The sequence below is a fragment of the Dawidia soli genome, assembly GCF_018598185.1.
Lineage (GTDB): Bacteria > Bacteroidota > Bacteroidia > Cytophagales > Cyclobacteriaceae > Ohtaekwangia > Ohtaekwangia soli.
In genome coordinates this window covers 15391-30255 of record NZ_JAHESC010000006.1, presented here as the reverse complement: position 1 = coordinate 30255, position 14865 = coordinate 15391, and the positions used below count along the sequence as shown (strand labels likewise).

Sequence of the window (14865 nt, the reverse complement as noted above, 5' to 3'; positions counted from 1 at the left end):
CACATGTTACGAACCCACACTTGCGGTGAATTGAGAATTACTGACGTCAATAAGCAAGTAACCCTCGCAGGCTGGGTACAACGCCTGCGCGACAAAGGCAGCGTGCTTTGGATCGACCTCCGCGACCGTTATGGCATTACCCAACTGATCTTTGAAGAGGGCAAGACAGACCCTGCCCTGCTGGAAAGCAGCCGTAACCTGGGCCGTGAATATGTGATACTGGTAGAAGGCACCGTAGTCGAGCGCCCGGCAAAGAACGACAAGATCCCCACCGGCGATATCGAGATCAAGGCGACCAGGATCACCGTGCTGAATGCCGCCAAACTGCCGCCCTTTACCATTGAAGATGAAACCGACGGCGGCGATGAGCTGCGCATGAAATACCGTTACCTGGACCTGCGCCGGAACATCGTGCGGGAAAAGCTCCAGCTGCGCCACAAGATGGCCCAGCAGACACGCACCTACCTGGACGCGCAAAATTTTATTGAGGTAGAGACGCCTGTGCTGATCAAGTCTACGCCGGAAGGCGCGCGCGACTTTGTTGTGCCTTCGCGTGTGCACGGTGGCGAGTTCTATGCGCTGCCGCAGTCGCCCCAAACATTCAAGCAGCTGCTCATGGTGTCGGGCTTCGACCGGTATTATCAAATTGTTAAGTGCTTCCGCGATGAAGACCTGCGGGCAGACCGCCAGCCGGAGTTTACGCAGATCGACTGCGAGATGTCGTTTATCACGCAGGAAGATATTCTCAACACATTCGAAGGCCTGGTGCGCCACCTCTTCAAAAACGTGAAGGGCATTGACCTGCCGTCGGTACCGCGCATGTTCTACGACGACGCCATGAAGCTGTACGGCTCTGACAAACCCGACACACGCTTTGACATGAAGTTCGTAGAGATCACCGCGCTGACCAAAGGCAAGAGCTTTCCCGTCTTTGAAAGCGCTGACCTGGTAGTGGGTATTTGTGCAAAAGGTTGCGCAGAGTATACGCGCAAGCAGATAGACGAGCTGACGGAATATGTAAAGCGTCCGCAGATCGGCGCGAAGGGCCTGGTATATCTACAATACAAAAGCGACGGCAGCCTGAAGTCGTCTGTCGATAAGTTCTATAGCGCCGACGACCTGAAAGCGTGGGCCGATATGTTCGGCGCACAGCCGGGCGACCTGATCCTGCTGATGGCCGGTGAAACAGACACCACACGCAAGCAGCTGAACGAGCTTCGCCTGTTGGTGGGCGAGCGCCTGGGCCTGCGCGACAAAAACAAGTTCTCCGCCCTGTGGGTGATCGACTTCCCGCTGCTGGAGTGGAACGAAGAAACAAAACGTTATCACGCCATGCACCACCCGTTCACGTCGCCAAAACCGGAAGACATCGGCTTGCTGGACACCAACCCCGGCAAGGTACGGGCCAATGCGTACGACATGGTGATCAACGGTACGGAAGTGGGCGGTGGCTCGATCCGTATACACGACGCCGCCACGCAACAACTGATGTTCAGCCATTTGGGCTTCAGCGAAGAAGAGGCACGCAAGCAGTTCGGCTTCCTGATGGAGGCGTTTGAGTACGGTGCGCCGCCACACGGGGGCATCGCCTTCGGCTTCGACCGCTTGTGCTCCATCTTCGGAGGCGCCGATTCGATCCGCGACTTTATCGCGTTCCCCAAGAACAACGCCGGCAAGGATGTGATGATCGACTCCCCTTCCACCATTTCACAGGAACAATTGAACGAGTTGTCGCTTAGCATTAAACTTTAAGCCATACTTCCCCGTTATCCGCTACAAAGGCCCACCCCGTTTTGCGAAGGCCTTTGTAACGGATAACACGTCTGGCGATGGAACACAAAGACTACTTCTCAGGACACGCCAAAGTATATGCCGCTTTCCGACCGGCATACCCGGCAGCCTTGTACGATTTTATCTTCCGGCACCTGGGCAAGCGCCGCCGCGCCTGGGATTGCGCCACCGGCAACGGACAGGTTGCACGACACCTGGCGCAACACTTCCAGCACGTAGACGCCACCGACATCAGTCAGCAGCAGCTCGACAACGCCTACCGCGCGGACAACATTACCTACTCGGTAGCGTCCGCCGAAAAGACCGCTTTTGCCGACGGACGGTTCGACCTCATTACCGTAGCACAAGCCCTGCATTGGTTTGATACACACGCGTTCTACCAGGAGGTACGCCGCACCGGCGCACCCGGTGGGCTACTGGCCGTGTGGGGGTATGCTTTTCTACACATCGAACCGGTCATAGACGAGATCATCCACGACTTTTATAGCCGCATTGTAGGCCCGTATTGGGATGATGCACGCAAGCTGGTGGAAGAACGTTACCTGACAATCCCGTTCCCGTTTCCCGAAATACCTTCGCCCGGGTTCCACATCGACGTAGCCTGGACGCTCGACCACTTGGCGGGCTATCTGGAAAGTTGGTCCGCCACGCAAAAATACACCCGCATCACGGGCGTGAATCCGGTACCGGAATTGTGCGGGCGGTTGCAACCGTATTGGTCTGAAAACGAAACCAAAACGGTGCGCTTCCCCATATTCCTGCGCCTGGGCGAGATCAGCTGACGAAGTTCACGCGTGTTTCTTACATCGCGTTTCTTTTCTCGGCAATCCTTGCTATCATCGTACACTTTTTACATTTACCCTCATGCGTTATTTTATTTGGGGCGCTGCCGCTGTATTTGTGGCATTAGCCTGTATACCCCGGCCCAAAAAACAATACGACCTCATTCTGCGGCAAGGCACCATCTATGATGGCACCGGCGGCACACCGTTTGTCGGCGATGTAGCCATACAAGGCGATACCATCGCGGCCGTCGGCAATCTGCCCGACGCCACCGGCAAAAAAGAGATCAACATTGCCGGCCTGGCCATTACGCCGGGCTTTATCAACATGCTCAGCTGGGCCGATCAAAGCCTGCTGAAGGACGGCCGCTCGATGAGCGACATCAAGCAAGGCGTTACGCTCGAGGTCTTTGGTGAAGGCTGGTCGCCGGGCCCCATAAAACGCAAAAGCAAAACACCCCCCGACAGCCTCTGGACTACCCTGGATGGCTATTTCAAATGGGCCATGAAGAAGGGTGTTACACCCAACATCGCATCCTTCGTGGGCCAGACCTCCGTGCGCAACTACGTCATGGGCTATGCCAACCGTAAGCCTACCGATGCCGAGCTGCAGGAAATGAAGCAGCTGGTGCAGCAAGCCATGGAGGAGGGTGCCATGGGGCTGGGCACATCGCTGATCTACCCGCCCGCCACCTATGCTTCCACCGAAGAGCTGATCGCGCTGGCCGGTGTGGCCGGGCGCTACAAAGGCATGTATATAACCCACATGCGCAGTGAAGGCGACTTTATCGTCGACGCGCTGAACGAAACGCTGCGCATTGCCCGCGAAGCCGCCGTACATGCGGAAGTATATCACATGAAGATCAACATTGCGCGCAACTGGAATAAGATCGACACGCTGTTGGACAAGATCGACAGCGCGCGGGGCGCGGGAGTAAAGGTCACGGCGAATATGTATCCCTACAGCGCGAGCGGCACCGGCCTTACCTCGCGCCTGCCCAGCTGGGTGCAGGAAGGTGGCGCGAAAGAAATGCGCGCCCGCCTGCGCAAGCCCGAGATCCGCAAGAAGGTGCTCTACGAAATGGAGATGGGCATTCCCTATAAAAACTCTGATCCGGTCAACGTCGTGCTGATGGGCTTCCGGTTAGACTCGCTCAACCGGTTGTATAAAGGCAAACGCCTGGACGAAGTGGCCCGTCTGCACGGCAAGAACGCCGACGAGACCGTGATCGATCTCATCGTGCGCGACAAGTCGCGCATTGAGGCGATATACTATCTGCAATCGGAAGACAACATTCGCCGGATCATACGGTTGCCCTATGTGAGCTTTGGTTCCGACGCCGGTTCGGAGGCCATCAGCCCGCAGAATTTAGAGGAAGGTACACACCCCCGTACCTACGGCACCTTTGCCCGGGTGCTGGGACGGTATGTGCGTGACGAAAAGCTCGCGCCGCTGGAAGACGTCATACGACGGCTGACCTACCTGCCCGCCACCAACCTCAAGATCAAAAAGCGTGGACTGCTGAAGCCCGGCTATTTTGCCGACATAGCCGTTTTTGACGCCGCCAAAATTCAGGACCATGCCACCTTTGAAAAGCCCAAGCAATATGCCACGGGCATGGTGCACGTGTTCGTAAACGGCGTGCAGGTTTTGAGCCAGGGTGAGCACACAGGCGCCAAACCGGGACGCGTGGTCCGGGGGCCCGGTTACAAAGAGAGGAAAAAGGCTTAATCTCTTACCGGGGTAATGAAATCGATCGGCAAAATGGGGTCAACAGTCGCCAGACGCCTCGGCAGACACCGATTAAGCGCCTATTTTTCAGTACATTTACAAGAATTTTTCGCCCTTAAAACACTATCCATTCCCATGGATAAGCTACTCATAACGCTAACGCTCCTGTCCTGCCTGACCGTGTCTGGCGTGTGCCAGTCTGCTATGGAGAAGGGCGATCGTTATTACAATAAGAAGGATTACACCAACGCCCTGGCGGCCTATCTGTCGCTGGGCAATTCTGACGACCCCGACCTCAACTTTAAGATCGGGTTCAGCTACCTCTATACCGAAAAGAAATCACGCGCTGCCGCCTTCCTGGAAAAGGCCTACCGGGCCAAACCTACCGTCGATCCCGACATCGACTACTACCTCGGCATGGCGTATCAAAACGACCACCAGTATGCCAAGGCGCGCGAGCACTACGAAGAGTTTCGCCGCAAGAACAAGAAGCTGGCGGAAGTCGCCACGGAAAAGATCTTTGAATGCGAGATCGGCGACTCGCTCACGCGCAAGCCGGTGAACGTACTCATTGAAAATGCGGGGGGTGAAGTGAACTCTTCGTTTCACGAATACTCACCCCTGGTAACGGCCGATGGCAAGACGATGATCTTTACCTCCAACCGTTCGGAAGACGACTATAAGATCAAAAGCGGCACCAACTTCGAAGACATTTATATTTCCCAGAAGGTGGGAGAGAACTGGGGGCCGCCGCAGAAGATCAGCCCGAACATCAACATCAAGTTTAACGATGCCGCCGCGTCGCTCTCTGCCGACGGCAACACGCTGTTGTTGTACTACGAAGAAGGCGCGGGTGACATCCTGATGTCGACACGCGAGAATGGCGACTGGTCAAAGCCGGTGCCGCTGAATAAGAATATCAACACCCCGATGTTCTGGGAAACGTCGGCGTGTATCTCGGCCGATGGTAAAAGGCTCTTTTTCTCCAGCAACCGCCCGGGAGGGCGCGGCGAGCTTGACATCTGGGTGAGCGAGCTCGACGCGAAGGGTCAGTGGGGCAAGGCCGTTAACCTGGGGCCTGCGATCAATACCCCGGGCAACGAAGACTCGCCCTATATTCACCCCGACGGCGTAACACTGTATTTTTCGTCCGACGGGCACCCCAGCATGGGCAGCAACGACATCTTCATGACCGAATTTAAGAACGGCAAGTGGACGCGTCCCGTCAACCTGGGCTACCCGGTCAACTCCATGGAGTATGACGGTTTCTTCTCGATCTCCGAAGATAAAAAGACAGGCCACTACTCAACCCTGCGCGCCGATGGCCTGGGCAGCGCCGACATTTACAAAGTAACGTTCCTGCCGCCGAAAGAAGACAAACCCCTGCTGCTGGCGAGCAACGAGCCGCCGGTACAACCCGTGGTAACGCCCGTGGCAGAACCTGTCGTGGAGCAGCCAAAGGTTGAAGAGCCGGTGGTGACCACACCGCCGCCGGCAGAGGTCGTCCCGGCGGTCGTGGAAACACCGAAGGTAGAGGCACCGCCGCCGCCCGTGGTGGAAGAACCCAAGCCCGTGGTAGAAGAGCCTAAGAAAGAAGAACCCAAGCCGGTAGAACCTGCCCCGGTGGTAGTTGCCGAGGCGCCGAAGGTGGAAGAATATATAGACCCCAGCATTCAGCAAAGCAAGGATGCCAAGGTCGTAACGATCCTGAAAGGTAAAGTGATCGACGAGACAACGGCAAAGCCTCTGGGCGCGGTGATCTCCCTCGTGAACAACGAAACCGGCAAAGTAGTGACCCGCATCAACTCGAACGCCGAGACGGGTGACTTCGAGCTGACGATCCCGCACGGCGGTAACTACGGTGTGTCTACCGAGCGCAGTGGCTACCTCTTTAACTCCATCAACTTTAACCTGCCGGCGTTTGCCGAGTTCCAGGAGATCGATACACACATCATCATGGTAAAGGCCGAGGTCGGCTCTATTGCCGTCTTGAAGAACGTGTTCTTTGACGTGGGCCAGTCAGAGCTGAAGACCGAGTCGGTGGCCGAAGTGGAAAAGATCCGCGAGCTGCTGGTCACGCAACCGCACCTGGTCGTACAGATCAACGGTCACACAGACAACACCGGTAACGCCGCCAACAACAAGGTACTGTCGTTGAAACGGGCCAGCGCCGTGGTAGACTACCTGGTTCAGCATGGTATTGCCGCCACGCGCGTGTCGGCAAAAGGCTTTGGGGCAGAGAAACCAATCGTAAGTAACGACGACGAAGAAGAAGGCCGCGCCATCAACCGCCGCACGGAGATCGAGATCATCGAATCCAACGGCGGGTAACCAATAATGTGCTACCGCAGCAGGCGCCCTACGAGCCAGTTGCCGATTAGTAATAATTTTACTTCTTTTCGGAACCAAACAACTACTACAGGCACCCCATGAGCAAGCGCTTCCCCTTCATACTCCCTGTTCTCCTCCCCGTGATCCTTTTATCGTGTACGAAGAAGCAGGCCTCGGAAGAAGAAGCCGCTTCCAATCCCATGGCGATCCACTACACGCTGATCAGTACACTTCCACACAACACCGAGGCGTGGACACAGGGCCTGGTGATCTACCAGAACAAGATCCTGGAAAGCACCGGCCAGCCCAACCGCTCATGGATCGCCGAAGTGAACGCAAGCTCCGGTGAACACGACAAGAAGGTAACGTTGCCCGGCCAGTACTTTGGCGAAGGCATCACCGTATTGAACAACAAGATCTATCAGCTTACATGGGAAGAAAAGACAGGATTTGTCTACGACGCCCGCACCTACAAGAAGCTCAGAGAATTCACCTACGACACCCAGGGCTGGGGCCTGACCCACGACGGCAAGAACCTCATCATGAGCGACGGCTCCTTTAAACTGCACTTCCTGGACACCGCTACGCTAAAACCCGTACGCTCCATCACCGTCATGGACGGCGGTACCCGGGTAAAAGAGCTCAATGAGCTGGAATACATCGACGGCTATGTTTTCGCCAACGTGTGGAACACCAACTGGATCCTGAAGATCGACCCGGCCACGGGCAAAGTGGTAGGCCGCATCGATCTCTCGGCCATTGGCGAGCAGATCCGGGTCATGTATCCGGAAGCCAACGTACTGAACGGCATTGCCTACGACGCTAACTCCAAGGCGCTGCTCATCACCGGTAAGCTTTGGCCGAAGAGCTACCTTATTCGCCTGCAATAGGCCTGTCCTGCCGCCAGGCAGGCTCTACCCTTCTTCTTAGATCATCGTATTGGCCAGGGCCGAAAGGCTCTTCGACACTTTTATCGATCGTTTCTCCAGGTCGGTGTTGTTGATATCAAAGCGCAGCGTGCTGTTGTCCATGACGACAAAGCTGAAACCAGCCCCCTTTTTATACAGGCCCTCGCGCTCGGTGATGATCATGACCGGTTTGCCATGCGTGGCTTTGATGATCTCGTCCAGGCTGCCGCTCTTGCCGTCGGCCAGGTAAAGCACGTGCGGCTGGCCGATGTCCGCTGCGTTCTCCACCTGGGTGACTTTTACCAGGTGTCCGTTAACGTTCTTGCCGTTATGCTTGAGCAATTCGTCATAGGCTTTTGATTTGCCGAATACCGTAATGCGCAGCTCGCCGTCGGGGCTCGGCCAGGATGAGTATTTGGCGATGTTCATGACGAAGAGTGCGTATACCTGGTAGTTCGTGGTCTGCGCCCTGGCGGAAACAGCTGTCAGGCAAAAGGCCAATACAATATATAGTTTGAGGGTCCGCATACGGCTTACTTCTTGAAGTTGATCTGGTAGGCAAGTTTCACAATATACTCCCGGCTCCGACCGGGTATGGGCGCATACTCGCCGTTGTAGGCCTGCGCGATGGCAGGGCGCTCGTTGAACACATCGTACGCACCGATGCCGGCCGTGAGCCCCGGCAGCAGGTCGCGGTAGTTCAGGAAGATGTTGGCCAGCAGGTACGGGTCGAGCTCCGTGCTGACGGGCGTATCTTCATCGTCCAGTTGCGTATACGCATACCGTTTGCCGGCATAGATCAAGGTGGGGTTGACTGTGAAGTGCGGCGTAGCATTGATGCTGGTGCTCACCGTCACCTTGTGCGCCGGGAAACCGGCGTATTGTCTGTCGGTCTGCGGCACTTCGTATACTTCCACCGTGTTGCCGCTGATCGCGCGGCTGTACGAGTACGTCAGGCTGCCATACCACACCTTGCGGCGAATGCTATACACCAGCTCCAATCCCTGGCTGCCGCTCTTGGTATCATTTTCATACCACTCCTGAAACGAATCGTCCGTACCTTCCGAACCGTAGATCATGATGCGGCGCGTGCTGATGCTGAAGGCATTCAGGGACAATAACATTTCCGGTGTGAATTGATAGCCCAGCTCCAGTTCAAATACATCGGACTTCTCCGGCTTGATGTCACCGGTCCTGGCAATGTTTATATTCTGCAACGACGGCGCACGGAAGGCCTGGCTGTACAATACTTTAAAATGAAGGTTCTCGATCTTCTTGGTCAACGCCAGGCGCGGCACGAAGGCAGCGCCATAGCGGTTGTTCTTTTCGTAGCGGAAGCCTATGGTGGCGTTGGCCAGACGGTGCTTGAAGAGGCCCTGCGCGTAGAACGCCATATTATCCAGGTTGAGATCACGCGTACCCGTGAAATTATCCGGGACTATTTGATAGTCGCCGTTGTCGTGGAAGTATAGCGCGCCGAAATTGACACTGGCTTTGCGGGAGAATTCATAGGCGGCGTCCACCTCGGTGAGCAGGCGTGTGGCGCGGGCCTCAAAGTCAGGGGTCTCTCCTTTCGAGCCATAGGTCCACGGCACCTGGTTGTAATATTTCACCTGCGGCACCAGCTTCAGCTTATGGGTGATGGCCCATTCATAACGGAGGTCTGCAAAAAAGTTTTTAAACGATATATCCAGCAGCGGATCGGACGTCTCAAACTGGTCGTACATCGTGCGGAATGCGAGGTTCTTGTAGCGCAAGCCCAGGTTCAGATTGAGCGGGTCTGCCTGGGTGGTTTGAGCGAGATCCGACGCGTCGTATTGCTGAATGGCGTCGGCATAGGGTGAGGCGTCGCTGACGATGCCCTGGCCGGCAAAGGCCGACAGGTCCCACGCAAAATCATCGCTTTTATGCGCGGCCATAACGCCCCCGTTGGTGCGGCCGACAGCGTCTGCATGAAAGCCGCCGGTGCCATATACCGCTACACCGTTTAGGCTGTTCGCCGCTTTTGTGAGAATGTTGATCACCCCGTATTCCGCCGAGCCGCCATAGATGGCAGAGCCCGGGCCGCGGATGATTTCGATCCGCTCGATGGCATCCACCGGAAACCGGTTGCCTACGGCAACGCCCTGGTATAGCAGGTCGTTGAACGGCTGTCCATCGACCATGACCAATACTTTGCCTTCGTTGGCCCAGCTGCCGCGCAGACCGATGCCCATGACAAACTGCAGATCTTGCAATACATCAAAGCCGGGGATCATGCGCAGCACGTCGGTGAGGTCGCGGGCGCCGCTGTTCTGAATTTCTTCGGCCGTGACCAGGCTGATGATGCCGGGTGTCTCACGGGCGGAAAGCTTTTGCGCGGATACCGCTACGTTTTTATTGAGGATCTTTTGCAGCGCGCTCTCTTCGGTAAAGGCATTGAGATTCAGGAGAGAGTCCAGGTCCTGGGCGCCGGCCCAACAGGCGGAAAGTAAGAGCAGAAGTGCACAGGTATACTTCTTCATCATATCATCAGGGTACAGTTAGATAGTCTAAGGGGTTGGGGTCATGCAGACCGCGGACAGGAATTAAGAATTATGCCAGATGTAAAAAGGCGTGTAGTATGTAATAGAACCGGCTTGTCAAGCCGCACATATCCCAAAATTAGAACTATTTTTTCGATTAAAGAAAGCCCTATCTTTGAGGCCCATGACAGATCCCGTATATACCTACCGTCAGCTACAGGACTTTACGCTGCGGATTTTTGAGAAGATCGGATGCCCGCCGGCCGAGGCTACGCTGGCCACGGAAGTATTGTTGAATGCCGACCTGCGCGGCATCGATTCACACGGCATTGCACGGCTTTCCGGGTATGTACGGCTGTGGGAGGCCCGCCGCGTCAACGCTACGCCTGCTGTACGCATCGTGCACGAGTCACCCAGCACGGCCGTGGTAGACGGCGACAGCGGCCTGGGCCTGGTCGTGGCGCCCAGGGCCATGGAGATTGCCATTGCCAAAGCCAAAGTTGCCGGCACCGGCTGGGTGGCGGTAAAGAACTCCAACCACTTTGGCATTGCCGGCCACCACGCTATGATGGCCCTGGAGCACGACATGATCGGCATTGCCATGACCAATGCCAGCCCCCTCGTGGCGCCCACATTTTCCATCGAGCGGCTGCTGGGCACCAACCCCATTGCCGTGGCCATACCCGCCGGCAGCCAGCCGCCCTTCGTGGCGGACTTCGCCACCACAACAGCCGCCAACGGCAAACTGGAAATATTACAGCGCAAGGCCCAGCAGGCGCCCATCGGCTGGATCCAGACAAAAGACGGCAAACCTTCCACCGATCCGAACGAAGCCAAAAACGGTGGTGCCCTCATCCCCCTGGGCAGCGACCGCGAGCACGGCAGCCACAAAGGCTACTGTCTGGGTGCATGGGTGGATATATTCTCGGCGGTATTGTCGGGCGCGAACTATGGCCCCTGGGTGCCGCCCTTTGTGGCCTTCCTGAGCCCGCCGGCAGACCCCGTAGGCGACGGCATAGGCCACTTCTTCGGCGCCATGCGGGTAGACGCTTTCCGGCCCGCCGCGGAGTTTAAAAGCCATATGGATAATTGGATCACACGCTTTCGCGCCGCCAAGCCCGTAGAAGGTCAGGAACGTGTGCTGATCCCCGGTGACCCCGAGCGCGAGATGAGCGCGCAGCGCATGCAAACAGGAATCCCCGTCAACCCCAAGGTGGTAGAGGACTTGAAGATCCTGGGCGAACGCTTCGGCCTGGTATTGGCCTGATCAGAAGCCGGCGGTTACACCCGCCCGAAGCACCAGGGGACTGTCATACGGGCTGAATTCACCCGGATCAGGATCGGTATAGCTGAAGTTATACAGCGCCAGGAGGTAGAAGCCCGCAAAGCGGCCCAGCGGCTGAAAGAACCCACCGCCCGCCAGGAAGCTGTTGTACGAACGGCGGACACTCTCGTTGACCGAGAGGGGAAACTCATAATTCAGGTATTCATACTCGGCGTGGAGAAAGAAAGGCCCTGCCACGTTATACCGCACGAAGGGGCTTACGCCATAATCGTTGGTAGAGAATTTAAACTGGTATTGTTTGTATTTGGTATAGCGATACTGCACCTGTATACCCGCGGCCAGCTTGGGCGTGAGGCGATAGCCGATCAACGGCGACACCGATACATAGTCGTAATAGTTGGAGAAGCTCAGGCCGAAGCCGCCGCCCGTAAAGATACGGTCGCGCCAGCCGGCATCCTGGTCCATTTCTTCATCGCCCCACTGGGCCAGGGCTAACGTGCTACACAACGTCAGACCAACCAGCGTAAGTAAAACCTTTTTCATACAGGCATTCAATCTTGTTCTTCTACAATAAAAATATCTTCCGTCTTCTTTTTCATCAGATACTTTTCGCGGGCAAACTTCTCGATCGACTCGCGGTCGCCAAAAAGCTCGTCATGGTCCTTCCGTACCTCCTCGATCTTCTCCTCGTAGTATTCTTTTTCGTTTTCCAGCGACCGCAGCTTAGACGACATCTGGAAACGGGTGATGAGGTTGTTCGAGTCCAGCGCCAGCATCCACAGCAGGAAGATGAACGCCGTCAAAAAGTAAAAGTTCCGGAACGACTTGGGTAGTTTCTTGAACATAGCAGTTTAAAAAGTAGTACTAAGATAGAGAAAAAAGTGATTTGTCAATTTCCCGGTAATTACCGGTATAACGAAAAAAAGCCAGAACATGTTGTCCTGGCTTTTATGTATACGGCGTTTAAGCCTTAGAACTTCTTGCCGGGGAAGTAAGCGGTCTCGCCCAGTTCCTCTTCGATGCGGATCAGCTGGTTATATTTCGCCATCCGGTCAGAACGCGAAGCAGAACCGGTCTTGATCTGACCGCAGTTCAGCGCCACGGCCAGGTCGGCAATGGTGTTGTCTTCGGTCTCGCCCGAGCGGTGAGACATCACGCTCTTGTACGAGTTGTTCTTGGCCAGGTTTACAGCGTTGATGGTTTCGGTCAGGGAGCCGATCTGGTTCACTTTCACCAGGATCGAGTTGGCAACACCCTTATCGATACCATCTTGCAAACGGGTTACGTTCGTTACGAACAGGTCGTCACCCACGAGCTGTACTTTCTTACCGATCTTGTCGGTCAGGCCTTTCCAACCTTTCCAGTCGTCTTCGGCCATGCCGTCTTCGATGGAAATGATCGGGTATTTTGCCGCCCATTGTGCCCAGTAGTCAACCATCTCGGCTGACGACAGCGACTTACCGTCTGACTTCTTGAAAGTATATTTATCGGTCTTCGCGTCGTAAAACTCCGAGCTGGCAGCATCCATGGCGATGAAGATATCTTCGCCCGGCTTGAAGCCTGCCTTTTCGATCGCCGCCAGTACCACTTCGATCGCTTCTTCGTTCGACTTGATGTTGGGAGCGAAACCACCTTCGTCCCCTACGTTGGTCGACAGACCTTTGTCGTGCAGTACTTTCTTCAGCGTGTGGAATACTTCCGTACCCATGCGCAGCGCTTCCGAGAACGTAGCCGCCTTCACCGGCATCACCATGAATTCCTGGAAGTCGATGGAGTTGTCAGCGTGGCTGCCACCGTTGAGGATGTTCATCATCGGTACCGGCAGCGTGTTAGCGTTTACACCGCCGATGTAGCGGTACAGCGGCAGGCCGGCTTCTACAGCACCGGCTTTCGCGATCGCCAGGGAAACACCCAGGATGGCGTTGGCGCCGAGCTTGCCCTTGTTGGGCGTGCCGTCGAGCTCGATCATGATCTTGTCCAGCAGGTTCTGTTCGAAAATGCTGAAGCCTACCAGTTCGGCAGCGATCGTAGTGTTGACGTTCTCTACAGCTTTCAGCACTCCTTTCCCTAAGAATCTGCTTTTGTCTCCGTCGCGAAGTTCAACCGCTTCGTGAGTACCAGTAGAAGCGCCAGAGGGAACCGCCGCGCGGCCATGGGCGCCCGACTCGGTCACAACATCAACTTCGATCGTAGGGTTACCGCGGCTATCCAGTATCTGCCGGGCATGAATGCTTTCAATTAAGCTCATAGTAGTTTAAAAATTTATAGTTAAGGATTGTTCCATTATACCGCCGCCGGCTCTTGCACATCGCTGCGGATCAGCTCCAGGAACTGATCGAACAGGTAGCGCGAGTCGTGGGGGCCCGGCGACGCTTCCGGGTGATATTGCACCGAAAAGGCCTTTTTATCTTTCAGACGGATACCCATGATGGTATTGTCGTTCAGGTGGAGGTGCGTCACCTCTACGTTGGGATTCTTTTCGATGTCCTTTTCGCTTACCGCAAAGCCGTGGTTCTGCGACGTCATCTCGCCTTTGCCTGTCAGTAAGTTCTTCACCGGGTGGTTCAGCCCGCGGTGGCCGTGGTGCATTTTATAGGTAGAAATCCCGCAAGCCAGGGCCAGCAGCTGGTGTCCCAGGCAGATGCCGAACAGCGGCTTGTCGGTAGCCAGCGCCTTCTTTACGGTTTCCACCGCGTAAGGCATGGCCGACGGGTCGCCGGGGCCGTTGGAGATAAAATATCCGTGAGGCTTAAAGGCCGCCAGCTCTTCGAACGCAGTCTTGGCCGGAAATACTTTGCAATAGCAGCCGCGCGACGCCATGTTCTCTACGATGCTGCGCTTGATCCCCAGATCCAGCACCGCTACGCGGATGGGCGCGTCCGGCGAGCCGGCAAAGTAGGGCTCTTTTGTCGTTACCCGCGACGAAAGCTCGAGGCCGTCCATCGACGGCACCTTGCGGATCTCGGCGCGCATCTGGTCAGGCGTAAGCTCCGACGAGATGAGGGCATTCATAGCGCCTTTGCTGCGGATATACCGCACCAGCATGCGGGTGTCGACATCGGCGATGCCCACCACGTTGGTACGCTCCAGGTAGGCCTGAAGGCTCTCCTGCGCCGACTTGCGGCTGAATTCTTTCGCGTAGTCGTTTACGACCAGGCCGGCGATCTGCGGGTTGCCGGATTCCTGTTCGGCGTCCACCGCACCGTAGTTACCGATGTGCGCCGTCGTGTTTACAATGATCTGGCCGTAGTAGGACGGATCGGGGTAGATCTCCTGGTAGCCGGTCATTCCCGTATTAAAACAGATTTCCCCGCCGGTCGTGCCGGTCTTTCCAATGGCGGTCCCTTCGATCAAGAGGCCGTCTTCGAGAAGTAAATAAGCTTTTTTCTGCATTGCGGTCACAAAAATACGTTAGAAATCCTGATTAAAACCCTGATTAAAACACAAAATTGCGGTATAAGTTCCAGGGCCGGAAAACGGCTCCCGCGCACTCCTCCGGGGGATTGCACAGGCAAAAAAAAGGGATTGAACT

The 14865-nt window shown here is 55.9% G+C and carries 12 protein-coding genes; 6 read left to right on the top strand and 6 right to left on the bottom strand.

Going from position 1 to position 14865, the window contains the following annotated elements; translation table 11 throughout:
• Positions 1-3 precede the first annotated feature (3 nt).
• From aspS to KK078_RS05800, 5 genes are all read left to right on the top strand, one after another.
• Positions 4-1752: an aspartate--tRNA ligase gene (gene aspS, locus KK078_RS05820; RefSeq protein ID WP_254089305.1), complete on the top strand. Its 1749-nt coding sequence runs from the start codon at positions 4-6 to the stop codon at positions 1750-1752.
• A gap of 77 nt (positions 1753-1829) precedes the next feature.
• Positions 1830-2573, top strand: coding sequence for a class I SAM-dependent methyltransferase (locus KK078_RS05815; protein ID WP_254089304.1), 744 nt, complete (start codon positions 1830-1832; stop codon positions 2571-2573).
• An 82-nt stretch (positions 2574-2655) separates the two neighbouring features.
• Positions 2656-4305, top strand: coding sequence for an N-acyl-D-amino-acid deacylase family protein (locus KK078_RS05810; RefSeq protein ID WP_254089303.1), 1650 nt, complete (start codon positions 2656-2658; stop codon positions 4303-4305).
• Positions 4306-4440: 135 nt separating this feature from the next.
• Positions 4441-6636 (top strand): OmpA family protein, encoded by a 2196-nt coding sequence (locus KK078_RS05805; RefSeq protein ID WP_254089302.1) that lies wholly within the window; start codon positions 4441-4443, stop codon positions 6634-6636.
• Between the two features lie 98 nt (positions 6637-6734).
• Complete coding sequence (locus KK078_RS05800) at positions 6735-7526, top strand: glutaminyl-peptide cyclotransferase (RefSeq protein ID WP_254089301.1); 792 nt, start codon at positions 6735-6737, stop codon at positions 7524-7526.
• A 36-nt stretch (positions 7527-7562) separates the two neighbouring features.
• On the opposite strand, the gene KK078_RS05795 is transcribed toward KK078_RS05800, so the two are convergent.
• Positions 7563-8072: a YfiR family protein gene (locus KK078_RS05795; RefSeq protein WP_254089300.1), complete on the bottom strand. Its 510-nt coding sequence runs from the start codon at positions 8070-8072 to the stop codon at positions 7563-7565.
• Positions 8073-8077: 5 nt separating this feature from the next.
• A complete protein-coding gene (locus KK078_RS05790; RefSeq protein WP_254089299.1) occupies positions 8078-10051 on the bottom strand; it encodes a TonB-dependent receptor plug domain-containing protein in 1974 nt (657 codons plus the stop codon).
• Positions 10052-10232: 181 nt separating this feature from the next.
• Between KK078_RS05790 and KK078_RS05785 the strand changes: the two genes are divergently transcribed.
• Positions 10233-11315, top strand: coding sequence for an Ldh family oxidoreductase (locus KK078_RS05785; protein WP_254089298.1), 1083 nt, complete (start codon positions 10233-10235; stop codon positions 11313-11315).
• On the opposite strand, the gene KK078_RS05780 is transcribed toward KK078_RS05785, so the two are convergent.
• The 4 genes from KK078_RS05780 to carA form a co-directional block, all read right to left on the bottom strand.
• Positions 11316-11876, bottom strand: a complete 561-nt coding sequence (locus tag KK078_RS05780) for a hypothetical protein (RefSeq protein ID WP_254089297.1) — start codon at positions 11874-11876, stop codon at positions 11316-11318.
• Between the two features lie 8 nt (positions 11877-11884).
• Positions 11885-12178, bottom strand: a complete 294-nt coding sequence (locus KK078_RS05775; RefSeq protein ID WP_254089296.1) for a septum formation initiator family protein — start codon at positions 12176-12178, stop codon at positions 11885-11887.
• A gap of 125 nt (positions 12179-12303) precedes the next feature.
• Complete coding sequence (gene eno / locus KK078_RS05770; RefSeq protein ID WP_254089295.1) at positions 12304-13581, bottom strand: phosphopyruvate hydratase; 1278 nt, start codon at positions 13579-13581, stop codon at positions 12304-12306.
• Positions 13582-13616: 35 nt separating this feature from the next.
• Complete coding sequence (gene carA, locus KK078_RS05765) at positions 13617-14726, bottom strand: glutamine-hydrolyzing carbamoyl-phosphate synthase small subunit (RefSeq protein ID WP_254089294.1); 1110 nt, start codon at positions 14724-14726, stop codon at positions 13617-13619.
• Between the last annotated feature and the right edge of the window lie 139 nt (positions 14727-14865).

Coding starts and splice junctions, on each gene's coding strand:
- KK078_RS05800 (WP_254089301.1), top strand. CDS start 6,735: ATGAGCAAGCGCTTCCCCTTCATACTCCCTGTTCTCCTCCCCGTGATC.
- KK078_RS05815 (WP_254089304.1), top strand. CDS start 1,830: ATGGAACACAAAGACTACTTCTCAGGACACGCCAAAGTATATGCCGCT.
- KK078_RS05805 (WP_254089302.1), top strand. CDS start 4,441: ATGGATAAGCTACTCATAACGCTAACGCTCCTGTCCTGCCTGACCGTG.
- KK078_RS05790 (WP_254089299.1), bottom strand. CDS start 10,051: ATGATGAAGAAGTATACCTGTGCACTTCTGCTCTTACTTTCCGCCTGT.
- carA (WP_254089294.1), bottom strand. CDS start 14,726: ATGCAGAAAAAAGCTTATTTACTTCTCGAAGACGGCCTCTTGATCGAA.
- aspS (WP_254089305.1), top strand. CDS start 4: ATGTTACGAACCCACACTTGCGGTGAATTGAGAATTACTGACGTCAAT.
- KK078_RS05775 (WP_254089296.1), bottom strand. CDS start 12,178: ATGTTCAAGAAACTACCCAAGTCGTTCCGGAACTTTTACTTTTTGACG.
- KK078_RS05780 (WP_254089297.1), bottom strand. CDS start 11,876: ATGAAAAAGGTTTTACTTACGCTGGTTGGTCTGACGTTGTGTAGCACG.
- KK078_RS05785 (WP_254089298.1), top strand. CDS start 10,233: ATGACAGATCCCGTATATACCTACCGTCAGCTACAGGACTTTACGCTG.
- eno (WP_254089295.1), bottom strand. CDS start 13,581: ATGAGCTTAATTGAAAGCATTCATGCCCGGCAGATACTGGATAGCCGC.
- KK078_RS05810 (WP_254089303.1), top strand. CDS start 2,656: ATGCGTTATTTTATTTGGGGCGCTGCCGCTGTATTTGTGGCATTAGCC.
- KK078_RS05795 (WP_254089300.1), bottom strand. CDS start 8,072: ATGCGGACCCTCAAACTATATATTGTATTGGCCTTTTGCCTGACAGCT.